The sequence below is a fragment of the Hymenobacter swuensis DY53 genome, assembly GCF_000576555.1.
Classification (GTDB): domain Bacteria; phylum Bacteroidota; class Bacteroidia; order Cytophagales; family Hymenobacteraceae; genus Hymenobacter; species Hymenobacter swuensis.
The window spans coordinates 4,567,908-4,590,222 of sequence record NZ_CP007145.1; the positions used below are offsets into that span (position 1 = coordinate 4,567,908).

22 protein-coding genes are annotated in these 22,315 nt (G+C 60.9%); 17 read left to right on the forward strand and 5 right to left on the reverse strand.

Annotated features, from left to right (window positions below):
- Window positions 1-45 precede the first annotated feature (45 nt).
- From metH to HSW_RS23660, 10 genes are all read left to right on the forward strand, one after another.
- Window positions 46-3,774 (forward strand): methionine synthase, encoded by a 3,729-nt coding sequence (gene metH, locus HSW_RS20920; protein WP_052346707.1) that lies wholly within the window; start codon window positions 46-48, stop codon window positions 3,772-3,774.
- Window positions 3,775-3,916: 142 nt separating this feature from the next.
- Complete coding sequence (metF, locus tag HSW_RS20925) at window positions 3,917-4,873, forward strand: methylenetetrahydrofolate reductase [NAD(P)H] (RefSeq protein WP_044003697.1); 957 nt, start codon at window positions 3,917-3,919, stop codon at window positions 4,871-4,873.
- Window positions 4,874-4,986: 113 nt separating this feature from the next.
- A complete protein-coding gene (locus HSW_RS20930) occupies window positions 4,987-5,466 on the forward strand; it encodes a tetratricopeptide repeat protein (protein WP_052346708.1) in 480 nt (159 codons plus the stop codon).
- A 289-nt stretch (window positions 5,467-5,755) separates the two neighbouring features.
- Window positions 5,756-6,325, forward strand: coding sequence for an energy transducer TonB (locus HSW_RS23220; protein ID WP_052346709.1), 570 nt, complete (start codon window positions 5,756-5,758; stop codon window positions 6,323-6,325).
- Window positions 6,326-6,471: 146 nt separating this feature from the next.
- On the forward strand, window positions 6,472-6,999 hold the full coding sequence (locus HSW_RS23225) for a hypothetical protein (protein ID WP_052346710.1): 528 nt from the start codon (window positions 6,472-6,474) through the stop codon (window positions 6,997-6,999).
- A 61-nt stretch (window positions 7,000-7,060) separates the two neighbouring features.
- Complete coding sequence (locus HSW_RS20945) at window positions 7,061-8,620, forward strand: N-acetylmuramoyl-L-alanine amidase (RefSeq protein ID WP_052346711.1); 1,560 nt, start codon at window positions 7,061-7,063, stop codon at window positions 8,618-8,620.
- A 285-nt stretch (window positions 8,621-8,905) separates the two neighbouring features.
- Window positions 8,906-10,309, forward strand: coding sequence for an L-lactate MFS transporter (locus HSW_RS20950; protein WP_044003698.1), 1,404 nt, complete (start codon window positions 8,906-8,908; stop codon window positions 10,307-10,309).
- A 115-nt stretch (window positions 10,310-10,424) separates the two neighbouring features.
- The gene (locus tag HSW_RS24445; RefSeq protein ID WP_155833090.1) at window positions 10,425-10,571 is read left to right on the forward strand and encodes an MFS transporter small subunit; all 147 of its coding nucleotides are present in this window, start codon (window positions 10,425-10,427) and stop codon (window positions 10,569-10,571) included.
- A gap of 94 nt (window positions 10,572-10,665) precedes the next feature.
- Window positions 10,666-11,103: a putative signal transducing protein gene (locus HSW_RS20955; protein ID WP_044003699.1), complete on the forward strand. Its 438-nt coding sequence runs from the start codon at window positions 10,666-10,668 to the stop codon at window positions 11,101-11,103.
- A gap of 43 nt (window positions 11,104-11,146) precedes the next feature.
- On the forward strand, window positions 11,147-11,701 hold the full coding sequence (locus HSW_RS23660; RefSeq protein WP_071883157.1) for a DUF4468 domain-containing protein: 555 nt from the start codon (window positions 11,147-11,149) through the stop codon (window positions 11,699-11,701).
- A gap of 37 nt (window positions 11,702-11,738) precedes the next feature.
- Here HSW_RS23660 and HSW_RS20960 read toward each other — a convergent pair whose 3' ends face one another.
- The gene (locus tag HSW_RS20960) at window positions 11,739-12,965 is read right to left on the reverse strand and encodes a molybdopterin molybdotransferase MoeA (protein WP_044003700.1); all 1,227 of its coding nucleotides are present in this window, start codon (window positions 12,963-12,965) and stop codon (window positions 11,739-11,741) included.
- A 271-nt stretch (window positions 12,966-13,236) separates the two neighbouring features.
- Here HSW_RS20960 and moaC point away from each other — a divergent pair, with 271 nt between their 5' ends.
- Together moaC and HSW_RS24450 are read left to right on the forward strand one after the other, a co-directional pair.
- On the forward strand, window positions 13,237-13,725 hold the full coding sequence (gene moaC / locus HSW_RS20965) for a cyclic pyranopterin monophosphate synthase MoaC (RefSeq protein ID WP_044003702.1): 489 nt from the start codon (window positions 13,237-13,239) through the stop codon (window positions 13,723-13,725).
- Complete coding sequence (locus HSW_RS24450; protein WP_197031923.1) at window positions 13,715-14,893, forward strand: NTP transferase domain-containing protein; 1,179 nt, start codon at window positions 13,715-13,717, stop codon at window positions 14,891-14,893. Before moaC ends, HSW_RS24450 begins: the two co-directional genes overlap by 11 nt.
- Window positions 14,894-15,093: 200 nt before the next feature.
- On the opposite strand, the gene HSW_RS20975 is transcribed toward HSW_RS24450, so the two are convergent.
- Together HSW_RS20975 and HSW_RS20980 are read right to left on the reverse strand one after the other, a co-directional pair.
- On the reverse strand, window positions 15,094-15,513 hold the full coding sequence (locus HSW_RS20975) for a molybdenum cofactor biosynthesis protein MoaE (protein ID WP_044003703.1): 420 nt from the start codon (window positions 15,511-15,513) through the stop codon (window positions 15,094-15,096).
- Window positions 15,514-15,723: 210 nt separating this feature from the next.
- Window positions 15,724-15,966: a MoaD/ThiS family protein gene (locus HSW_RS20980; protein WP_044003705.1), complete on the reverse strand. Its 243-nt coding sequence runs from the start codon at window positions 15,964-15,966 to the stop codon at window positions 15,724-15,726.
- A gap of 180 nt (window positions 15,967-16,146) precedes the next feature.
- Between HSW_RS20980 and moaA the strand changes: the two genes are divergently transcribed.
- From moaA to HSW_RS21005, 5 genes are all read left to right on the forward strand, one after another.
- The gene (gene moaA, locus HSW_RS20985; protein ID WP_044003706.1) at window positions 16,147-17,157 is read left to right on the forward strand and encodes a GTP 3',8-cyclase MoaA; all 1,011 of its coding nucleotides are present in this window, start codon (window positions 16,147-16,149) and stop codon (window positions 17,155-17,157) included.
- A 175-nt stretch (window positions 17,158-17,332) separates the two neighbouring features.
- Window positions 17,333-17,611 (forward strand): DUF1294 domain-containing protein, encoded by a 279-nt coding sequence (locus HSW_RS20990; RefSeq protein ID WP_044003709.1) that lies wholly within the window; start codon window positions 17,333-17,335, stop codon window positions 17,609-17,611.
- Window positions 17,612-17,763: 152 nt separating this feature from the next.
- Window positions 17,764-18,567 carry an alpha/beta hydrolase gene (locus HSW_RS20995; protein ID WP_044003710.1) on the forward strand — a complete coding sequence of 268 codons (804 nt, stop codon included), beginning with the start codon at window positions 17,764-17,766 and terminating at the stop codon, window positions 18,565-18,567.
- 56 nt (window positions 18,568-18,623) lie between these two features.
- The gene (locus HSW_RS21000; RefSeq protein WP_052346713.1) at window positions 18,624-19,811 is read left to right on the forward strand and encodes a glycoside hydrolase family 88 protein; all 1,188 of its coding nucleotides are present in this window, start codon (window positions 18,624-18,626) and stop codon (window positions 19,809-19,811) included.
- Window positions 19,812-19,867: 56 nt separating this feature from the next.
- A complete protein-coding gene (locus HSW_RS21005; RefSeq protein WP_081768544.1) occupies window positions 19,868-20,686 on the forward strand; it encodes a DUF2490 domain-containing protein in 819 nt (272 codons plus the stop codon).
- Here HSW_RS21005 and HSW_RS21010 read toward each other — a convergent pair.
- Both HSW_RS21010 and HSW_RS21015 read right to left on the reverse strand, forming a co-directional pair.
- The gene (locus HSW_RS21010) at window positions 20,683-21,000 is read right to left on the reverse strand and encodes a hypothetical protein (RefSeq protein ID WP_155833091.1); all 318 of its coding nucleotides are present in this window, start codon (window positions 20,998-21,000) and stop codon (window positions 20,683-20,685) included. The genes HSW_RS21005 and HSW_RS21010 overlap by 4 nt on opposite strands.
- Before the next feature lie 6 nt (window positions 21,001-21,006).
- Window positions 21,007-22,170 carry a putative sulfate/molybdate transporter gene (locus HSW_RS21015; protein WP_052346714.1) on the reverse strand — a complete coding sequence of 388 codons (1,164 nt, stop codon included), beginning with the start codon at window positions 22,168-22,170 and terminating at the stop codon, window positions 21,007-21,009.
- Window positions 22,171-22,315 lie beyond the last annotated feature (145 nt).

Below are 22,315 nucleotides of genomic sequence, written 5' to 3' on the forward strand. Positions count from 1 at the left end.
CTGGATAGGCACTTTTTGCCGCTGATTCCCCTTAGAAGAGCCGATATGCCGACCGTCCTCACCGCCTCCGCCCCTACTGCGTCTCCCCTTCACGACATCCTGCGTCAGCGCGTGCTGATTCTGGACGGCGCCATGGGCACCATGATTCAGCGCCACACGCTCACGGAGGAAGATTTCCGGGGTACGCGCTTTGCCAATCACTCGCATCCCCTGCGCGGCAACAACGATTTGCTCAGCCTCACGCGGCCCGATATTATCCGGGGCATTCACGACGAGTACTTTGCGGCCGGGGCCGACATGGTGGAAACCAACACCTTCAGCGGCACCACCATCGCCCAGGCCGACTACGCGCTGGAGCACGTGGTATATGAGTTGAACTACGAGTCGGCGCGGCTAGCGCGGGAGTCGGCGGATGCCTTTACGGCCCTCACGCCCGACAAGCCGCGCTTCGTGGCCGGGGCCGTGGGGCCAACCAACCGCACCGCCAGCCTCTCGCCCGACGTCAACCGCCCCGGCTTCCGGGCCGTGACCTTCGATGAGCTGGCCACCGCCTACCTGGAGCAGGTGCGCGGCCTCGTGGACGGCGGCTCCGACGCGCTGCTCATCGAAACCATCTTCGACACGCTCAACGCCAAGGCCGCTTTGTACGCGGTGCAGAAGTTCTTCGACGAAGGCGGCAAAGTGGTGCCGGTCATGATTTCGGGTACGATTACCGACGCCTCGGGCCGTACCCTGAGCGGGCAGACCGTGGAGGCCTTCTGGAATTCCATCCGCCACCTGCCGCTGCTGAGTGTGGGTTTGAACTGTGCCCTCGGCGCCGACCAGCTCAAGGTGTACATCAAGGAGCTGAGCCGCATTGCCGACGTGCACATTTCGGCCTACCCCAACGCCGGTTTGCCCAACGCCTTTGGCGGCTACGATGAGTCGGCCCAGGAATTTGCGGGCGTGGTGGAAGGCTACTTGGCCGACGGCCTCGTGACGGTAGTGGGTGGCTGTTGTGGCACCACGCCCCAGCACATCGGTGAGTTGGCCCGGCTGGCGGAGAAATACGCGCCGCGCACCCTGCCCAAGGTACCCAAAGCCACTCGTCTGAGCGGTCTGGAACCGTTTGGCGTGTACCCCGACAGCCTGTTCGTGAACGTGGGCGAGCGGTGCAACGTCACCGGCAGCCGCGCCTTTGCCCGCCTCATCCGGACCGGCAACTACGAGCAAGCCCTGCAAGTGGCCCGCGACCAGGTAGAAGGCGGCGCCCAGGTGATTGACGTGAACATGGACGAAGGCATGCTCGACTCGGAGCAGGCCATGACCACCTTCCTGAACCTGATTGCCTCGGAACCCGACATTTCGCGGGTGCCCGTCATGATTGACTCCTCGAAGTGGAGCGTGCTGGAAGCCGGCCTCAAGTGCGTGCAGGGCAAGAGCATCGTCAACTCCATTTCGTTGAAGGAGGGCGAGGACGTATTCCGGCAGCGGGCCCGCACCGTACGCCAGTACGGCGCGGCCGTGGTGGTCATGGCCTTTGACGAAAACGGCCAGGCCGACAACTACGAGAAGCGCATCGAAATCTGCCAGCGCAGCTACGATATCCTGGTGAACGAAGTCGGTTTCCCGGCCGAGGACATCATCTTCGACCCCAACATCCTGACGGTGGGCACCGGCATGGAGGAGCACCGCAACTACGCGCTGGACTTCATCGAGGCCGTCCGCTGGATCAAGCAGAACCTGCCCGGCGCCCTCACCAGCGGCGGCGTTTCGAACATCAGCTTCTCGTTCCGCGGCAACGATGTGGTGCGTGAGGCCATGCACTCGGCCTTTCTCTACCACGCCATCCGCGCCGGCCTGGACATGGGCATCGTGAACCCCAGCCAGCTGGCTGTGTATGATGAAGTACCCCAGGATCTGCTGGAGCTGGTGGAAGACGTGCTGCTGAATCGCCGCGCCGATGCCACCGAACGCCTCGTGGACTTCGCCGACACGGTGAAGCAGAAAGACAAGGTGGAAGTGGTGGCCGACGCCTGGCGCAGTTTGCCGGTGAAGGAGCGTTTGCAACACGCGCTGGTGAAAGGCATTACCGAATTCATCGACCAGGATACTGAGGAAGTGCGGCAACTGGTAGGCCGCCCGCTGGAGGTGATTGAAGGCCCGCTGATGGCCGGCATGAACGTGGTCGGCGACTTGTTCGGTGCCGGCAAGATGTTCCTGCCCCAGGTGGTGAAGTCGGCCCGCGTAATGAAGAAGGCGGTGGCGTATCTGGAGCCTTACCTGCTGGCCGACAAGCAAAGCGGCGACCGGCAGACGGCCGGTAAAATCCTGCTGGCCACGGTGAAAGGCGACGTGCACGACATCGGCAAGAACATCGTGGGCGTGGTACTAGCCTGCAACAACTTCGACATCGTGGACCTGGGCGTGATGGTGCCGCTGGAGCGCATCCTCGATGAAGCCCAGAAGCAGCAAGTGGACGTTATCGGCCTCAGCGGCCTGATTACGCCGAGCCTGGATGAGATGGTGTACGTGGCCCAGGAGATGGAAAAGCGCGCCCTGAAAACTCCGCTGCTCATCGGCGGTGCTACCACGTCCCGCCTGCACGCCGCCGTGAAGATTGCGCCCAACTACAGCGGCCCCATTGTGCACGTCAACGACGCGTCCCGCTCGGTGGGTGTAGCCGCCGCCCTGCTCGGCTCGGCCGATGTGGAATATGCCCGCACGGTGCGCGAGGAGTATCGCCAGCTCCGTGAGGACTACGCCGGCCGCCAGCGCGACAAGAACTACCTGACCATCGAGGCCGCCCGCGAAAACGGGTTTAAAGCCGACTGGAAAACCACGCCCATCGTGAAGCCGACCTTCCTGGGTACCAAGGCCCTGGAAGACTACGACCTCGCAGAGTTGGCCACCTACATCGACTGGACGCCGTTCTTCCAGACCTGGGAGCTGAAGGGCCGCTACCCGCGCATCCTCACCGACGAGAATGTGGGCGAGGCCGCCACTCAGCTTTTCCAGGATGCGCAGAAGATGCTGAAGCAGATCATCGACGAGAAGCTGCTCACGGCCCGCGCTGTCATCGGCTTCTGGCCCGCCAACACCGTCGGCCACGACACCGTGCAGGTGTTCACCGACGATACCCGCCAAGAAGTTGCCACTGAGTTTTTCACCCTGCGCCAGCAAAGCGAAAAGGCCGAGGGTGTGCCCAACCTGGCTTTCTCCGACTTCGTGGCCCCGCTGGAAACCGGCCGCCAAGACTACATCGGGGGCTTTGCCGTAACGGCCGGTATCGGTATCGAGAAGCACCTGGAGCGGTTTGAAGCTGAGCACGATGACTACAGCAGCATCCTGATGAAGGCCCTGGCCGACCGCCTTGCCGAGGCCTTTGCCGAGCGCCTGCACCAGCGCGTGCGGGAAGAGTTCTGGGGCTACGACCCGGCCGAAAACCTTTCGAATGAAGACCTCATTCAGGAGAAGTACAAAGGCGTGCGGCCCGCGCCCGGCTACCCCGGCTGCCCCGACCACACCGAGAAAATCACCCTGTTCAACCTGCTCGACGCCGAAACCGCCACCGGCATCCGCCTCACCGAAAACCTGGCCATGTACCCCGCCTCTTCCGTGAGCGGCCTCTACTACGCCCACCCCGACAGCCGCTACTTCGGCCTCGGCCGCATTGGCAGCGACCAGGTGGAGGACATAGCCGCGCGCAAACACATGCCGCTGCCGGAGCTGGAGCGCTGGTTGATGCCGAACCTGAACTACGAGCCGGCGGCGGTGCCCGTAACGGCGGGGTAGCCAGTAGCGCGAAGCCTTTGCTTCGCGTACCGTTGCTGATAGTGTTGTCACGCAACTACGGCATCTGTTCTTATCAACGAAACGCGAAGCAAAAGCTTCGCGCTACATCCAACGCCTCGCCACCTGCCAATTGGCGCTTCTGATGAAAGTAACCGAACACCTGACCCGCGCCAACGGCAAAACGCTGTTTTCTTTTGAGGTGCTACCACCCAAAAAGGGCGAGAACATCCAGAACCTGTTCTCCAACATTGAGCCGCTGCTGGAATTCAAGCCGCCGTTTATCGACGTGACGTATCACCGCGAGGAGTACGTGTACCGGCAGCACGCCAACGGGTTGCTGGAAAAGAAAACCGTGCGCCGCCGACCCGGCACGGTGGGTATCTGCGCGGCCATCAAAAACCGGTTTGATGTAGACACCGTGCCCCACCTTATCTGCGGCGGCTTTTCGAAGGAAGAAACTGAAAACGCCCTCATCGACTTGCACTTTCTGGGCATTGATAACGTGCTGGCCCTGCGCGGTGACCCGATCAAAAGCGAGGGCCGCTTTGTGCCGGAGCCCGACGGCCACGCCTATGCCTGTGACCTGATCGGGCAGGTCTCAGACCTGAACAAGGGCGCGTACCTGGATGAGGAGCAGGATGATGTGTGGGCCACCAATTTCTGCATTGGCACGGCCGGCTACCCCGAGAAGCACTTTGAGTCGCCTAACTCGGGAGCCGATATCCGCTACCTCAAGCATAAGGTAGACCGGGGCGCCGAGTACATCGTGACGCAGATGTTCTTCGATAACGAGCAGTTTTTCCAGTTCGAGCAAAAGTGCCGGGCGGCGGGCATCACGGTGCCCATCATCCCCGGCCTCAAGCCCCTTACCACCAAGGCCCAGCTCACGGCGCTGCCCCGCTCCTTCTACCTCAACCTGCCCGACGAGCTGGTAGACGCCGTGCACCTGGCCCCCGACAACGCCGCGGCCCGCGAAATCGGGATTGAGTGGTGCATCAACCAGAGCCGGGAGCTGATGGCCCACGGCGTGCCCTGCCTGCATTACTACAGCATGGGCAAGTCGGAGAGCATCCGCCGGGTGGCATCGGCACTTTTCTAAGGGGGGATTTGTGAAAGGTGAAGTTGCGCATCGTTCTTTAAACCGTCTCTGCGGACTTCGCGTAGCGCGAGGACGCCTGTTCTTCACAACTTCACCTTTCACTATTTCGCCTTTTGGATTCCCTCGACGACCTGTTTGCCCGCCTGCGGGAGGCTACGGCTCCGGCTGAGATTGAGGCCCTGCAGGACGGCATCTGGCAGCTCTGGCTGACTACTGCGCACCCGCTGCTGGACAAACGCCTGGAAAACGGAATCCGGGCCTTGGCCGCCGACGACTATACCTTAGCCATTCACGAATTCACCTTCCTCACGGAAGCCATGCCGGAGTACGCCGAAGGCTGGAACAAACGCGCTACGGCGCACTTTTTACGCGGTGAATATAAGGCCTCCCTCCGCGACGTGCAGGAAACCCTTCGCCGGGAACCACGCCACTTCGGCGCCCTCTCGGGGTGGGCTACTATGCTTCGCACTCTGGGTGACGCCCGGGGCGAGCTGCGGGTTTTGCGCCGGCTGGAACAGCTGTGTCCGGCTTGGCCGGGGCTGCAGCAACAACTCCGCAACCTGCGTGACCGGCTGGATGAGCAGGCAGAATGAATTATCGGACTGAAGGAATATTCCGGCACTCAGGCACTTGCTGAGTTAAGCAGATAGTTGTAAATTTCCCGGACCAGGCAGTATCAGCAAGTAACTCCCCCCGCTTGTCCGCTGCCTTTTCCTGCTGCTTACGCTGCAGTTTTTATGGTCTCACCCGCTTTCCCACCCCATGTGGCCCACGGCCGCATTTGCACTAAAACAATATTTTTTTTCCTTACTGCAGTAAGCCGGCTGGATTTCCAGCCGGCCGTTGCTGCGTTCCGTCCCTGCTCCCTTCCCGCAAATTCCCATGAAACACTCCTTACTCTTTTTATCCCTTCTGCTTACCCTTAATGCTCAGGCCCAGAAGCTGCGCAAAACCGATACCGGCAGTGGCATGCTGGATAAGGGCGAAAAAACGGGCGTGTGGGAGTACTATGCCTACACCCGCGACGGCAGCCAGGTAATCACGCAGAAGTACGACCACACCGCCAAAAAGCTGGTTTTCTTCCGGCCGTTCGATGATGTGCCCTACGCCGTGCGCAACGCGGCCGGCGACTGGACCCGGCAGCGTGTGACCCATCCGATTTTCTACATCGGCAGCGACGCAGCCCTGGCTCCGTACATGAGCAAGCTTAACTATCCGGCTTCCGCCCAGACTAAAAACGTGCAGGGCCGAGTGCTGGTTTCTATCGTGGTTGACACGCTGGGCCATGCAATTGATCAGCAGGTAGTGCTAGGTATCGGCTCCGGCTGCGACGAGGAAGCCCTGCGCGTCGCCCGCAGCATCCCCGACCAGTGGATTCCCGCCCGGATAGGTAGCCACGCGGTGGTATCGAAGTATGAACTGCCGTTTACGTTCCGCCTGCGGCCACAGTAGAGGCAATCAGCAGTAAACAATGAGGAATGAACAGCGAGTGACAGAGAACTAGAAAGGAATTGCTGCTCACTGTTCATCACGCGTTATTCGTTCATTGCGCATTATTCATTGCTAACCGCTCATGGTTGATTCCCGTATCTTGGGGCATGAAAAAGCACGTTTTATTTGGGTTGTCGGCCGGGGCCCTGCTGCTGGCTGGCTGCGACTCGACGCCGCGGGAGCGGCAGGATATGGTGAAGCAGGAAGCCCGTAAGCTCGACACGGTGGTGGATGAGGCCGCCGCCAAGCTGCGCGTGGCCGGCCGCCGCGCCGCCCGCTTCGATTCTGTTTCCAAAGCTCGCAGCCGGCAGCCGCTGGATAAGGCCGGCGAAACGGCATTCACCAGCGAGCTGCTGGGCACGTATTCGGCCATTGAAGGCCTGACACCTACTACCATTGAGCCAGCCTTCGTGCAGTTTATGCAGCAGGTGCGGGCCAACCGCCGCCAGTGGACCCAGCGCGACTGGGATTACGCCACCGCCATCAGTCGCCGCCTCAACGCGCAGTTCCGCGCTATCCGCCTCGATATCAAAGGCCGCGACGAGCTGCACATCCGGGCGCTGCAAACCGAGTTTACTGCCCTGGAAACCGGCCGCGACGTGAAGGACCTCGGCGACGCCGTGAAGCAACCGTAGCCCGCCATTTTATCGTATGACCCAAGCCCCGCCCCGCGCGGGGCTTTTGCTTTCCCGGCCCATGCTGTTTCGTCGATTTCTGCCTTCCCTACTAAGCCTTGTCAGCCTATTTCAGCCGCTGACCACGCAGGCCCAGCAACGTTCCGCGCAGCGCCCTATTCCTACCCGGACCAGCCCACCGCCTACCATCACTGCAGCCGAAACCGTACCAGCTGCCGACCAATGGCTGCAGCCCGGCGACCGGTTGCAGGTGCGGCTGACGGGCACTTCCGGCGCGCAGGCTACTTTTCTGGATGGGCAACCGCTCACGGAGCTACTGCCGGGTCAGGCCCAGGGCCAACGCGGCGTGTACCAGGGCACCTACGTGGTACGCCCTGGCGATACACTGCAGAACCGGACCCTCCGGTTTCAGCTACTCTCGAAAGACAGTCTGGTGGCTATTGCTTTCAGCAAGAATACCGTCCGGTTTCTGAGCCCCAACGTGCCGCAGCTGGCCCGCACGAAAGGCGAACTGGCTTACCTCAACTACGGGCTGGGCGAAGACCGGCTGGGCGGGGCCAAGCTGGGCTACCTCGATTCGGCGGTGGCGCTGCACCTTACGGGGCGCGTGGGCAACCAATACCGGGTGCAGCTCAGCCAAAACCACACGGCCTGGGTGCCACAGGAAGTGGTACGCCTGCTGCCGCCGGGCGGCTTTGTGCCGTCGTCGCTGACCGGCTCCTGGAGCGTACAGGGCGACTCCGCGTACGATTACGTGCGGGTACCCCTCACCCAGCGCCTCCCCTACCGCTCCCAGCTGCTCACAGAACCCAGCCGGCTGGTGGTCGACATCTTTGGGGCCACCTCCAATACCAATTGGATAACCCAGCGCGACGGCCTGCAGGCGTTGGGCGACGTGATGTATGAGCAGTTGCAGCCCGATGTATTCCGGCTGGTGCTGCACCTGCGCCACCGCCAGAGCTGGGGCTACCACATTGGCTACCGGGGCAATATGCTGGAAATCCGGGTAAAGCGGCCACCATACAAGCTGCAGCTACGCGGCCTCACGGTGGCCCTCGATGCCGGCCACGGGGGTACCAACGTGGGGGCTACCGGCCGCAGCGGAGCCCGCGAGAAAGACCTGACCCTGGCCATTGCCCTGAAGCTGCAGCGGGAGCTGGAGCAGGCCGGGGCCCGGGTGCTGATGACTCGCACCACCGATGCCACCGTAGACAATGGCGACCGGGTACTGCTGCTGCGCCGTCTCAACCCCGATCTGCTGGTGAGTATTCACGTCAACTCCTCGGGCAATGCTACCGTGCAGGGTACCAGCACCTATTACCGCTACGTGGCATTCCGGCCGCTTTCCGCTGCCCTCTACGCGCAGATGCGCGCCACGGGACTGGCCGGTTTCGGCAATGTGGGCAGCTTCAACTTCGGCCTGAACGGACCTACCGAATACCCCAATGCGCTGGTGGAAACCGCTTTTGTATCAAACCCCGAAGACGAAAAACGCTTGGCCAACCCGCAATTTCAGCAGCGCATGGCCGAGGCTATGCGGAAGGGGCTAGTGCAGTTTTTACGGCAGAGTCGGGCCCCGGGGCTGCGAGGCTGGTTTGGCAAGCAGCCGGCGGAAGAATAGCGGTATTTAGTGCGTCGAAGATGACCGTTGCGGACTAAAACGCGTAACAATATACGTGTAGCTACACCCTTTTCCGGATCATCTCACGTACTCCCACCTAAGTAAGTGCTCACCTTTCGAAAGACAGCTATAGTTTTTTAGCAAAAAATAGTTGCCCAGAAAACATCAAAGCCTCATTCGGGCCTCTACCTTAAGTGCTAATCGACCCGTATCGGCTTCATTTCAAAGTTGGTATCAGGTCAGTAGTTTCCGTTCTTTTCTCCCCTAAAAAACACCCGTTCCCGCATGGCAAACGACTCCTTTCTTGACCGCAGCCGCACCGTGGCCGGTCCTGGTTACAACCGCTGGCTGGTACCGCCGGCGGCCCTAGCCATTCACCTTGCCATCGGGCAGGCGTACGCCTTCAGCGTCTTCAACAAGCCCCTGGGCTCCCTCATTAGCGGCGACGTAAACGCCCCCGCTTCTGACGACTGGACGCCCACGCAAATTGGTATTACCTTCTCTATTGCCATTGTGCTGCTGGGCTTATCGGCGGCTATTTTTGGGAAGTGGCTGGAGCGCGTAGGGCCCCGCAAGGCCATGCTGGCCTCGGCTTTGTGCTTCGGTGGCGGTTTCCTGATAGGCTCATTGGGCATTCACCTGCACAATATCTGGCTGCTGTATTTCGGGTACGGGTTTGTTGGCGGCATCGGGCTGGGTATCGGCTACATTTCGCCGGTAAGCACACTGATCAAGTGGTTCCCCGACCGTAAGGGCGTAGCTACCGGTATGGCCATTATGGGCTTCGGGGGCGGTGCCATGATCGGTTCGCCGCTGGCCAACAACCTAATGGGCTATTTCAAGGATTCGGCCCCACAGGGCGTGGCTCCCACGTTTATTGTGATGGGCCTGATTTACCTGCTGTTCATGCAGTTTGGCGTGTGGACCATCCGGGTGCCAGCCGATGATTGGAAACCCGCCGGCTACGTGCCCAGCACCGAGCACAACGCTATGATTACCACCGCCAACGTATCAGCTGACAACGCCATCAAGACGCCTCAGTTCTGGCTGCTGTGGGTGGTGCTGCTCACTAACGTTACGGCCGGCATCGGCGTGTTGGAAACGGCTTCGCCCTTGATTCAGGAAACCTTCTCCGACGGTGCCATGGGTGCGGACCGGGGCGTGACGGCCGCTGCGGCTGCCGGCTTTGTGGGGCTGCTGAGTTTGTTTAACCTGCTGGGCCGCTTCTTCTGGTCGTCGGCTTCCGATAAGCTGGGCCGCAAGGTGACGTACGCCATTTACTTTGGGCTGGGCATTTTGCTGTACGCCCTGGTACCCACGCTGGGCCACGGTCTGCAGCTGACCTTGTTCGTAGCGGTAGCCTGTGTGATTATCAGCATGTACGGCGGCGGGTTTGCCACCATTCCGGCCTACCTCTCCGATATGTTCGGCAAGTACCAAGTGGGGGCCATCCACGGCCGTTTGCTCACGGCCTGGAGCACGGCTGGCGTACTGGGCCCGCTCATCGTACACACCTTGCACGAACATGCCAAGGAGCAGGGCCTGACCGGCGCGGCTGCCTACCAGAACGTATTCTATACTATGGCCGGCGTGCTGGTGCTGGGCCTGCTGGCTAACTTGGCCGTACGCCCCGTAAAGGAGCAGTACTACGAAAAAGGCCCGGTAACGGCAGAAACCGGCGGCCACTAAAGGGAAGTATGAATTAGGAATGCTGAGGTGCTGGCCGCCCTGCTTTGCGCGGCGACCCTCCCTCTTTCACTTTTCTATTTCATAACTCAACTCTCATCACTCAACATTCATATACATGAGCACTCCTGTTAATTCCTCTGCTCCGCACGTTGAGGAGCCTGTCGTGGGCAGTTCGGCTATTATTGCCTGGCTCTATGTGGGCCTTCCGCTGGCCTGGGGCGTATCGCAAACCTTTATCAAGGCGTTGGCTTTGTTTAAATAGGTTTTCCGCTCCGAAATTGTCACCTTCAGAAGCACCCCACCGGGTGCTTCTGCTGTTTTTAGGCCTGTACGGCCACCCGGCTCCGCCTCCTGCCATGTCTTCGGATTCTACGCCTCCAGCCAACATCATCCTGCTCGATTCCTTTTCGGATGTCATTGCCGCCCACCTGGCCAAAAACCAGCTGGAAGCGGCGGGCATCCCGTGCTTTCTTAGCAACGAAAGCCGGCCCTACGGTCCCGTGCTTGGCAACGTGCGCCTGTTCGTGCGCCAGCCCGACGTGGCAGCGGCCCAAGAGGCCTTGCACCCCCAGCGCGCCGCCATGCAGGCCATGCCCCCCGAGTCGCCCGACGAAGACACCCAAGATACCGTCGCTGCCCTCCGTTGCCCCCGCTGCCACCACCCCGACGTAGTGTGCCGCCACCAGCCCCAGCCCCAGGACAACCTGTTCGTGAAGCTGCGCCTATGGCTGCTGGCCCCCGAGAAACCCCAGTGCCACTGCTTCCAGTGCGGTTTGGATTTTGAGGGAAAATGATGCTTAATTTTATCGTGTGTGTTTTTGAGTGGATATTCGAGCTATGAAATTATTCTACATACTTGCTATTTTACTTTGCATAGCCACTAACGGACTGGCGCAAACACCGTGGAAGTTGCCCTTTCCCATTGATACAGCCACGCGTAAAATCAGCTACCAAGCAGTAGTGCCGGTTTCCCACTTACCTGCCCATTTGCTTTACGAACGCGCCAAAGCGTGGCATGCTAAAGTACAAGAGCCTGCGACTAGGATTCCACTTTTAGAAGACAAGGCAGCCGGATTGTTCATTGCCAAACGAGTAGCAATGATACATGACCACCGATTTTCTTACACTGTGGCAATTGAATGCCATGATGGCCAATACGAGTATCTGTTTACTGATTTCTATTTCTTGTACCCGCGTACAGAAACTCCCGTTTCTGGTGGAAGAGTATTTGTAGCATTTCCTAAAGAGATTCCTCTACTGGATATAACGCAGCAACCTGCTTCATTGACTCCTAAAGGCGAAGTCCGCCCGAATATTAGACGCTTGCTGGCAGAAGCTCATGAGGTCTTTACAGCTCTAATCAGCGACCTGCAGCATAATATGGCTTATTAAATCTTCGAAAAAGACATATTCTATACGCCGCCGCTCTTTACCGAAACCGCCACACTGGCAGCACGGTGCCCGTGGGGAAGTGCTCAGTTTCTGGCGGCAGTTCCAGGAAGCCGCTGGAGGTGAGCAGGCTGGCCATATCGCCGGAGCCGCCGGCCCGCTCGGGGGTGGCTAGCAGGCGGCCGTCGGGGCCGGGTGCCAGGCTCACCAGCAGGAAGTGCGTCATAGGCGGCTTGAAGTCGATGGGCTGGGTGAGCACGGCGGGTACGGGCGCGGCTCCGGCGGCCGATGTGCCGGCGGGCTGCTGCACGGCCAGCAGCCAGGGCCGGGCGTAACGGTAGAAGTTCACGAAAGTGGACACCGGGTTGCCAGGCAGCGCAAACACCACGGCCCCTCCCGCCATCTGCCCGAACCAGAACGGCTTGCCCGGCCGCTGCTTCACCTCGTGAAACACCTGCTCCACGCCCAGCGCCCGCAGCACGCCCGGCAGAAAATCGGCCTTGCCCATCGACACGCCCCCGCTGAGCATCACCGCATCAAAGCCGGCCAGCAAGGCAGGCAGGCCCTGGCGCAAAGCGGCAGGGTCATCGTCGAAGTGGAACAGCTCGGTGCGGGCTCCGGCAGTTTCGGCGGCGGCTTGTAGCATCAGGGCATTGGAGCGGCGGATCTGGTGAGGCTGGGGCTGCTCGGTGATGGGTACCAGCTCGTCGCCGGTGCTCACCACGGCCACCCGTGGCCGCCTCGATACGGCCACGGTGGCGGCGCCCACGGTGGCGGCCACTGCTACTTCGGCCGGCTCCAGACGCGTGCCGGCGGGCACCAATAGGTCGCCCTGCTGGCGGTCGGCGGCCTGGGGGTGCACGTTGTGGCCGGCGCGGGGCGGCAGCACCTGCACAGTGGCCCAGCACTGGCCCGCTGCATCGGTGCGGAACGTGAGGTCCTCGTAGCGAATCACGGTATCGACGCCAAGCGGCAGCATGGCCCCGGTCATGATTTCCACGGCGGCCGTAGCCTCGGGCAGCGGCTGGGGCGGCTGCCCGGCAAACTGGGTGTGGTGAATGCGAAATTCCGTCTGGCCCACCGCCAAAGCCTCATAGCGCATGGCCATGCCATCCATAGCCACCCGGTTAAAGGGCGGAAAGTCCCGGTCGGCGCGCAGGTCTTCGCGCAGCACGCGGCCGGCGGCGAGGCTCAGGGAAAGGTACTCCACGCCCAGCGGGCGGATGGTGGCGGCAACAAGGCGGGTGGCTTCAGCAACGGAAATCATAGGCACGAAGGTAGAACAAGCCGTAGCTTGCGCCGTTTCACAACGGGGAAACTGGCTGGTTGTTTAGATAGGGTAAGGCGGATGTAGAGACGCGACACTTCGCGTCGCGTCGTTGAACGACCTGAAACCGTACCATCCAAGTAACATCAGCAACGATGAGATACGAAGTGTTGCGTCTCTACATCGGCCGGTATCCTCGTATAGCCAGCGCGCCGGCCCGGCGTCATCTTCTTTCATTTCCCGCAACCACAGGCGCAGGCCTGTACTCCATATGCCTGACTCCGCTAAACTCACCCACCTCAACGACGCCGGCCAGCCCGCCATGGTAGACGTGGGCGCCAAACAACCCACCCGCCGCGTGGCGCGGGCGCGCAGCCGCGTGGTCCTCGGCCCGGAAATCATGGCCCTAATGAAGGAAGGCGACCTGCCCACCCGCAAGGGCCCCGTGTTCCAGACGGCTATTCTGGCCGGTATCATGGGGGCCAAGCGCACCTCCGAGCTAATTCCGCTGTGCCACCCGCTAGGTCTGGATAACTGCCAGGTGACTATTGAGGTGGACGGCCCCGATGCCGTGCTGATTGAGTGCACGGCCACCGTCACGGGCAAAACCGGCGTCGAAATGGAGGCGCTCACCGGAGCCTCGGTAGCGGCTCTCACTATCTACGACATGTGCAAGGCCCTCTCGCACGACATTCTTATTCAGGAAACCCGCCTCGTCAGCAAAACCGGCGGCAAACAGGACTTCCACCATGCCGGATAACGCTGCCTCCGAGAAGCCCCGCACCAAGCACGCCCACCTGATCCGACCCGCGCTGGGCGAGTTCGGGCGGCACGAGCTAGCCATCCTGGGCGCGCCCTGTGGCCGTATCAAGGAGCTGGCGGCCCGGCTGGTACCGCTGTTATCCGACACCCTGCGCGTGGCCTACGTGGACGCCGACCACGCCGCCGGCGACGATGCGGCCCAGGGCGGCAGCGGCGGCCAGGATGTTATGTTGCAGGCCGGCGCGGCCGCCGAGCTGACCGACAAAATCACCTTCACCCGCCTCGACGTGAAGCGGCCCCTTGACCGGTTCAGTCAGCCCGAGCTGCTGCAGTACCAGAACTTGGTGCTGGTGAACGGCAACCACTTCCGGGCCGCCCAACAGCTGGTGATTCTGGACCTCGCCAAGCCCGTGGAGAAGAAGCTGGACCGACTCACCAACGTGCGGGCCCTGCTGCTGCCCGAAGGCGTAACGGAAATACCCGCCTACCTGCAGACGCACCTGGGCGAAGTATCGGTACCCGTACTGCCGTTGCACGATACCGCCGCCATTGCCCAGCTGATTCTGGAGGAGTGGCGCGCCGCCGCGCCGCCGCTGCGGGGCCTGGTGCTGGCCGGAGGGCGCAGCCAGCGCATGGGTCAGGACAAAGGCAAGCTGCAGTACCACGGCCAGGAACAGCGCGCCTACGCGGCCGAGCTGCTGGCCCCCTTCTGCCAGGACGTGCACGTATCCTGCCGCCCCGACCAAGTGGTGGAACTCGAATACGCCGGCCTGCGCCCTCTACCCGATTCCTTCACCGACCTGGGCCCACTCAGCGGCATCCTCTCGGCCCTGCGCCTCGACCCCAACGCCGCTTGGCTGGTAGTGGCCTGCGACCTGCCCTTCCTCTCGGCCGATACGCTGGCTCATTTGGTGCAGCACCGCCAGCCGGCCCGGCTGGCCACGGCCTTCCAGAGCCCCGAAAACGAGTGGCCCGAGCCGCTCATTACCATCTGGGAACCGGCCAGCTACCCGCAGTTGCTGCGCTTCCTGAGCCTAGGCTACAGCTGCCCCCGCAAAACCCTCATCAACTCCGACGTGGCCGTGCTGCCCGCCCCCGCCCCCCAAGAGCTGCGCAACGTGAACACGCCCGCAGAGGCCGAGCAAGTGCGGCAAGAACTGGAGTAGTGCATAAGAAAAAACGTCATTCCGAGCCTGCGAGGAATCTCGCGTGCTGAGGTTGGAACGTAAACAGAACGTCATACTGAGCTTGTCGAAACCTCTCTATTGCAGTGCTAGTCAAAGAAGTTAGCATTGCGGTAGAGAGGCTTCGGCAAGCTTAGCATGACGTTTTATTTTTACTGAAAGCCGATGACTTCAACTAGCCGCTACGGGTGCGCGGCTACCCACACGTCGCCGTCATCGTAGAACTCCTTTTTCCAGATAGTCACCACCTGTTTCAGGGTGTCGATAATGTACTGGCAGGCGGCGAAGCTCTCGGCACGGTGCGGGGTAGATAGGGCCACCACCACGGCCACGTCGCCGATGTGCAGGGTGCCTTTGCGGTGCACGACGGTTATCTTTTCCACCATCGGCCACCGCTCGGCGGCCTGCTCGGCTACTTTGCGGAGCTGGTGCAGGGCCATGCTGTCGTAGGCTTCGTATTCGAGGCGCACCACGGGGCGGCCGGTGCTCTTGTTACGCACCGTGCCGATAAACGTGTTGATGGCCCCGGCCCCATCGGCCTCCACGCTGCGCAAAGCAGCCGATACGTCGATGGGTTGGTCAGTGAGGTCGATGTGGATCAAGGAAGGGATGGGAATGAATTGAGGTCGTAAAAAATGGCCATCATGCTGAGCGCAGCGAAGCATCTCGCGTGCTGACATCTGAGGCAATCTGCATGGTGTAGAGACGCGAATCTGCGTCTCGTCGTTGAACGGCCGGAGCCTGGCCAGAATGCGACCAGACCAAGCCAGTTAAACAACATCAGCAACGACGAGACGCAAAAAATTGCGTCTCTACCCGCCGCTTACCGGCGGAATCAAGGCTATTTCGTCGCGCTCCTGCAGGGGCGTATCGTCGGCGGCGTACTCGTTGTTGACGGCTACGGCGAGGCTGGTGAGGCGGGCCAGTTCGGGGTAGCGGACGTGCAGGTCGTGGAGCAGGCCTTGGGCCGATTGGCCTTCGGGGGCAGAAACCTCCAGCGTGGAGTCGCCCACTATTTCGCGGGCAATGCCAAACAAAGCAATTTTCAGGTTCATTGGTTATCTAGTAGTTCTGGATGAAGTCAGCGGCCGGGTCCGATGCGGACGGAAAGTTCGCACCGGGTCACGCAAAGCCAATGAGGCCGAAGCCGGGCGGCTTTTTCCCGAACGGAAAAGGCTGGTTTACGTTGTTTGTTTTGCTGCCGCCGTGCGCAGCATTGTTTTTCCTTGCCGAGTATGTCCGCTTCTGTATCTTCTGTTCTGTTTGATAACCATGGTCGCCCGCTGGAATACCTGCGGCTGGCCGTCACGGACCGGTGCAACCTACGCTGCTTCTACTGCATGCCCGAGGAGGGTATCAAGTACCTGCCCAAGCAGGAGTTGCTGACCTACGAGGAAATGGAGCGGCTGGTGGCCATCATGGCCGGTCTGGGCGTGCGCAAAGTGCGCCTGACGGGCGGGGAGCCGTTCGTGCGCCGCGACCTGGTGCCGTTTATGGACCGCCTCAGCCAGATTCCGGGCATTGAGGAACTGACCATGACCACTAACGGCGTGCTCACCGCGCCCCACGTGCCCGAGATGGCCCGCATGGGCCTGAAAGCCGTAAACCTGAGCCTCGACACCCTCGACCGCGCCCGGTTCGCCAGCATCACCCGCCGCGACGAGTTGCCCCGCGTGCTCGACACGTTCTATGCGCTATTGGCAGCCGGCATTCGGTTGAAAATCAACGCAGTGGTGATGGACGGGCAGAACACCCAGGACCTGCTGCCTTTGGCCGAGCTAACCCGCGACCTGCCCGTGGATGTGCGTTTCATCGAGGAAATGCCCTTCAACGGCGGCAGCCATGATGCAGCCTCATTGCCTTGGAACCACCACCGCATCCGCGAGCATCTGCAGTTGAACCTGGGCGAGTTGACCCCGGTACCTACCCGCTCCGGCGACACGGCCTCGCACTACACCGTGGCTGGCCACCAGGGCCGCCTGGGCATCATTGCGGCCTACTCGCGCACCTTCTGTGGCACCTGCAACCGCATCCGCCTCACGGCCGAGGGCGGCCTCAAAACCTGCCTCTACGACCAGGGCGTGCTCGATATCCGGGCCCTGCTACGCGGCGGCTCCTCCGATGAGCAGATTGCTGAAGCCCTGAAATTGGCGTTCCGCAACCGCGCCGCCAACGGCTTCGAGGCCGAAAGCCAGCGCCCCCTGCACCAGCTCAGCTTCGAGTCGATGAGCACGATTGGAGGGTAGGTGGGGCTAATAACTCCAGGTGCTGACACCGGCCTATTTCCCAAGCCGCTTACCAAGCATGCGGGCGAATTTGCCTTGGCCTTTCCGGCTGTTTGCATAAGCTTGGCTCTATAACTTGCGGCCCCGCTGATGCACTCTTCGTCTGCCGCATCACCGGCAGCCCACCTCTCGCACCATGAATATACTTTTGAGCTGCTTGTTGTTCTGCAACCTGCTATGCTTTCTGCTTTTCGCCTTGGATAAGCGGAAAGCCCAGCGCAACCAGCGCCGCATTGCCGAAAAAACGCTGCACCTCGCTACGCTGCCGGGCGCGGCGATTGGCGCATGGGCGGCAATTTTCCTGCTGCACCATAAAAATCGTAAAGCCGCTTTCTGGAGCGTTACCCTGGCGCTGACGCTGCTACAAGGTGCGGCTCTCTATTTCACGTGGCCCTATTTTCAGGCTTCATTTTAACCGGGACAAAGGGCTGTATGCAGGAAAACGGGCCTTGCACGTAGTAAATCCCAGGAATAGCGGCTGCATAACCATAACAAGCAAATATTTTTGCTTGGGAAGAAGCTCCTTGTGGGGGGACATGTCGTTAACTTTCCTATCCTTACCCCACGATGAAACTGCTATTCTGGATACTGGGCCTGGGGGCGGCGCTGTACGTGGCGGTGTGCGTGCTGCTGTATTTTCAGCAGGAGCGGCTGCTGTTCTTCCCTACCAAACTGCCTGCCGATTATCGTTTCCGGTTCAACAACCGCTTTGAGGAGCGGTGGATTCCGATGGCCGACGGCACCCGCCTGCACAGCCTGCTGTTCCCGGCCGATTCCGCTTCCAAAGGCCTCATTTTCTACCTGCACGGCAACGGCGGGGCGCTGGATAGCTGGGGCGAGGTGGCGGCCACTTATACCCGGCTGGGCTACAGCGTGTTCCTGCTCGACTACCGGGGCTACGGTAAAAGCGGCGGCCGCATCAGCAGCCAGGCGCAGTTGCTCGCCGACGTGGACATGGCCTACCAACAACTCACCCACGAATTCCCGGAAGCCCAAACCGTACTGCTGGGCTACTCGCTGGGCACCGGGCCGGCGGCGTGGCTGGCTGCCCGGCACCACCCACGCATGCTGGTGCTACAGGCCCCGTACGCCAGTATGCGGGCCATGGCGCGCCAGCACTATCCCTGGGTGCCGCCCTTCATTGTGCGTTACCCGCTGGCCACCGACGAGGTGCTGCCCCGCGTATCGGCCCCCATCGTCATTTACCACGGCGACCGGGACGAGGTTATCAGCCCCCAATCCACTCAGCGGCTCAAAGCGACGCTGAAGCCCCGTGACCAGTTTATCACGCTGCCCGGCGCGGGCCACAACGACATGACTGACAACCTGGTATACCAACAGGCAATGCGCCGGATTCTGACGGCACTGTAAGCTCTCCGAATAGCAGCTTGTGGGAAGCGGCAGGAATTTACTGTAGTTTGACGGCCATGCTCCGACCCTTTTCTTTCCCACAGTGGCTGCTGGCTTTTGCGCTGGTTTTTGGTAACCTGACTGCTCCTGCTCAGCAGCGCAGACTCAATGTAAAGCAGGAATTTGCCCGCGCTGGTCAGCAACTCACCCGGCTCCTCCAGACTCACCCCGACAGCACCCGGTTTCCTTATTCCAGTCAGCCTACTGGCCAGTTGAAAGACACGCCTTCGGGGTGGTGGACCAGCGGGTTTTTCGGGGGTACGCTGTGGTACATGTACGAGTACACCAAACAACCCCAGTGGCAGCAGGCTGCCAACCGTTGGACGATGGCCATGGCCCGGGAACAGACCAATACCAGCACCCACGATTTGGGTTTCATGCTGTACTGCCCCTTCGGCAACGGCCTGCGCCTTACCAAGAACCCGGCCTACCAACCGGTATTACTGAACGGGGCCCAGTCCCTGGCCACGCGCTTCACGCCGGAAGTAGGGTTGATTAAGTCGTGGAACGAGTTTCAGGGCTACCAGTACCCGGTTATCATCGATAATATGATGAACCTGGAGCTGCTGTGCTGGGCCGCCCGCACCAGCGGTGACTCCACCCTGCGCCGCCTCAGCATTACCCACGCCGATAATACGCTCAAGCACCACTTCCGGCCCGATGGCAGCACTTACCACGTTGTGTGTTACGATGCGCAGGGCCAGCCATTGGCCAAGAAAACCGCCCAGGGTGCAGCCGATAACTCGGCGTGGGCGCGGGGCCAGGCCTGGGCGATATATGGTTACACGGCGTTGTACCGCGACACCCGGCTGACCCGCTACCGGGAGCAGGCCCGCAAATCTGCCGACTTCTTCCTTAACCACCCCAACCTGCCCGCCGACAAGATTCCGTACTGGGATTTCAATGCCCCCGGTATTCCCCGGGAGGAGCGCGACGCCTCTGCCGCCGCTATTGTGGCCTCGGCCCTGCTGGAACTGCAGCAATACTGCCCGGCCGCCGAGGCCAGACGCTACCGCCAGGCTGCCGAGCAGATGCTGGTGAGTTTGAGTAGCCCGGCCTACCGGGCCACTTTGGGGGAAAACAACAACTTCCTGCTAAAGCATTGCGTGGCGCACAAACCAGCCAATACTGAAGTAGATGCCCCGCTGACGTACGCTGATTACTACTACCTCGAAGCCCTGCTACGCTACGACCGGTTGAAGTAGCATTGTCCGAACTGGCCGTACTATCCCTATTTTCGCGGTCCGTTCTGCTCCTCACCATGTACCCTGCCCCACCGAAAGTTGCCGTTTGCCTACTCCTTGCCCTGTGTGCCAGTGGGAGCCGAACGGCGCAGGCCCAAACCAACGCCATACCCGACCATAACTGGGGTACCTGGCATATTGCCACGGTGATTCTGCCGGCCGGCCCGAAGCACTGGGGCGGGTACGCCGAAGCCCAGACCCGTGCCAACGGCCTGCTCCGGCAGTATTTCTACACGGAACTGAAAGGCGGCGTGAGCTACGATGTAGCCAAAAACTTTACTCTAATGCTGGCCGGCGGCCGCTACTCCACCGCCGACTACCGCGACCTAAGCGACGGGCCGCTGAACGTGGAAAAGCGCCTGTGGCAACAGCTCACGTTCACGCACTTGGCGGCCCGCCTCAAAATGGAGCACCGCTACCGCGTGGAGCAACGCTGGTTTAATTTCCGGGACGATGTAGTGCCCGCCGGCTCGTTTCGGTACCGGAACCGGCTGCGCTACCGCTTCAATGCCTTTCTGCCGCTCAATCATCCCACCGTCGCCGACAAAACGGCCTTTCTCTCAGTATACGACGAGGTATTCTTTAACCCACGTGGCCCATTTTTCGAGCGCAACCGGGTATATGCTGGCATGGGCTACCAGTTTGACCAGCATTGGACAATACAGGCCGGGTGGGTGAATCAGGCCAACTATACGGCCGCCAGTTACCGCCAGAACATTTTCACGCCCCAAACAACTGCCACTAAAAACAACGTGGTTCTGTCCGTCATGTACCGCATCAGCCGGGGCAATGCGGCCGGGCCTACACCCGAGCACATTCCATCCCAACCCGACTAGGCAGCAACGGGTACCAGATGCAGCGTGAGCGTGTGGCGGGCCTCGCCGGAATACAGCATGTGCAGCTCCAGCGTAAGGTGCTGGCTGGTGAGGGTTTTAATAAGCAGGTGCAGGGCCGCTTCGTTGCCGGCTTGCACAATTTTGCCGGCCTGCTTTATCCAGCGGAGCGCAGGTGACGCCAATTCGGGCGTCTGGTTGAGGAAGCTGAAGTCAAACACCACGCCTTCGCCCATACTCCAGTAGCCCTGAAATGGCTGAGGGCCGGCCTCAATGCGCACTGTTTTCCAAACTCGACAAAGTACTTGTTCTTCCATACGCCGTTATTTGCCCAGGCCCACCCAGCCGCGCTGCATGGCATAGTACAAAGCCGTACCCACCAACAGGCCCACAAGGTAACCATACGGTAGCCCGCTACACAGCAAACCCACCAATAAAGCCAGCAGCAAACCGGTGCGGGACTCGCTGATGTCGCGCAGCAGGGTAGCCAGCGTCAGGGCCTCGAACAGGAGCAGTACGCCCAATACCGGCAGCGGAAAAATCTGCACGATTTGCTGGAAGCCCTGGCTGAATCCTAGTCCCAGCACCAGAAACAGCCCGCCATACAGCACCACCGAGCCGCCCGTGCGCCCGCCAAACGTGTAGTGCCCCACCATACCGCCCGAGCCGTGGCACACCGGAAACCCGCCCAGAAACGGGTTCACCAGGTTCATAAGCGCATACGTGAAGCTTATCTGCCGCACCGTGAGGGGCCGTTCGGGAAAGTAATCTTCCACCACCTGTCGGGTAGCCAGCACCGAGTTGCCCAGGGAAAGCGGAATCTGGGGCAGGGCCAGCAGCACCGCGCCGGTGGTAATATCGGCCCACTGCGGAACGTGCCAAGTAGGCAAGTGCAGCGCAATTGCCCGTTGGGCAGTAGCAAAATCGAGCTTGAACAGCAGGCCGTAGCTAACCCCCAGCGCCAGCACCACCAGCGCGGCTGGCCAGCGCCGGTTACCCAGCAGCACCACCGTCACCAGAAACGCCGCCGCCGCCAGCGCGAAGCCTGCTACTCCATCGGCGGGTACGTATTCTTTGAGAGCCAGGGTAGCCAACTGCAACGCCAGCCCAAACTGAATTCCGCGGATAACGGGCTTGGGTACCAATCGCGCCAGGGCATCAATGAGGCCGGTTACGGAAAGCAGCAACATGCCCACCCCGATAGCTAGGCCGCCGCCAAAGATGATGCGGCCGGGAATTTTCTGGGCAATGACCAGCGCGGCAAACGCCTTCAGGGGCTGCACCGGCATAGGCATGCCGTACCACAGTCCCGAAAATATCTGCATCAGCCCGAACATAATCAGCACGCCCGCACTGTCCATACCTGAGGCCGCGATGATGCCGATAAGCAGCGGCAAATCGGTACCCAGGTCGCCAAAGGCTCCGGCCAACTCATTTCTGTCGAAGCGAATACGCGGACGGGCCGAAGGCGTAGCGGTAAGCGGCATGCGGTGGATGTACTGATTATTGATGTATAGAGGCGGCGACGAATTATTTCGCGGGCTAGCGCCTGAGAACAGTGTTACCGCGTCAGGCCGCAAGAGTACTTTCGGGCCCGGTCTGACGTTATTTCTGCTTTAGCAGCACAGCCAA

Coding starts and splice junctions, on each gene's coding strand:
- HSW_RS21000 (WP_052346713.1), top strand. CDS start 18,624: ATGCTCCGACCCTTTTCTTTCCCACAGTGGCTGCTGGCTTTTGCGCTG.
- HSW_RS23220 (WP_052346709.1), top strand. CDS start 5,756: ATGAAACACTCCTTACTCTTTTTATCCCTTCTGCTTACCCTTAATGCT.
- HSW_RS24445 (WP_155833090.1), top strand. CDS start 10,425: ATGAGCACTCCTGTTAATTCCTCTGCTCCGCACGTTGAGGAGCCTGTC.
- HSW_RS20980 (WP_044003705.1), bottom strand. CDS start 15,966: ATGAACCTGAAAATTGCTTTGTTTGGCATTGCCCGCGAAATAGTGGGC.
- HSW_RS23225 (WP_052346710.1), top strand. CDS start 6,472: ATGAAAAAGCACGTTTTATTTGGGTTGTCGGCCGGGGCCCTGCTGCTG.
- HSW_RS21010 (WP_155833091.1), bottom strand. CDS start 21,000: ATGGAAGAACAAGTACTTTGTCGAGTTTGGAAAACAGTGCGCATTGAG.
- metH (WP_052346707.1), top strand. CDS start 46: ATGCCGACCGTCCTCACCGCCTCCGCCCCTACTGCGTCTCCCCTTCAC.
- HSW_RS23660 (WP_071883157.1), top strand. CDS start 11,147: ATGAAATTATTCTACATACTTGCTATTTTACTTTGCATAGCCACTAAC.
- HSW_RS20960 (WP_044003700.1), bottom strand. CDS start 12,965: ATGATTTCCGTTGCTGAAGCCACCCGCCTTGTTGCCGCCACCATCCGC.
- HSW_RS20990 (WP_044003709.1), top strand. CDS start 17,333: ATGAATATACTTTTGAGCTGCTTGTTGTTCTGCAACCTGCTATGCTTT.
- HSW_RS20945 (WP_052346711.1), top strand. CDS start 7,061: ATGCTGTTTCGTCGATTTCTGCCTTCCCTACTAAGCCTTGTCAGCCTA.
- moaA (WP_044003706.1), top strand. CDS start 16,147: ATGTCCGCTTCTGTATCTTCTGTTCTGTTTGATAACCATGGTCGCCCG.
- HSW_RS21015 (WP_052346714.1), bottom strand. CDS start 22,170: ATGCCGCTTACCGCTACGCCTTCGGCCCGTCCGCGTATTCGCTTCGAC.
- HSW_RS24450 (WP_197031923.1), top strand. CDS start 13,715: ATGCCGGATAACGCTGCCTCCGAGAAGCCCCGCACCAAGCACGCCCAC.
- HSW_RS20950 (WP_044003698.1), top strand. CDS start 8,906: ATGGCAAACGACTCCTTTCTTGACCGCAGCCGCACCGTGGCCGGTCCT.
- moaC (WP_044003702.1), top strand. CDS start 13,237: ATGCCTGACTCCGCTAAACTCACCCACCTCAACGACGCCGGCCAGCCC.
- HSW_RS20955 (WP_044003699.1), top strand. CDS start 10,666: ATGTCTTCGGATTCTACGCCTCCAGCCAACATCATCCTGCTCGATTCC.
- HSW_RS20995 (WP_044003710.1), top strand. CDS start 17,764: ATGAAACTGCTATTCTGGATACTGGGCCTGGGGGCGGCGCTGTACGTG.
- HSW_RS21005 (WP_081768544.1), top strand. CDS start 19,868: ATGTACCCTGCCCCACCGAAAGTTGCCGTTTGCCTACTCCTTGCCCTG.
- metF (WP_044003697.1), top strand. CDS start 3,917: ATGAAAGTAACCGAACACCTGACCCGCGCCAACGGCAAAACGCTGTTT.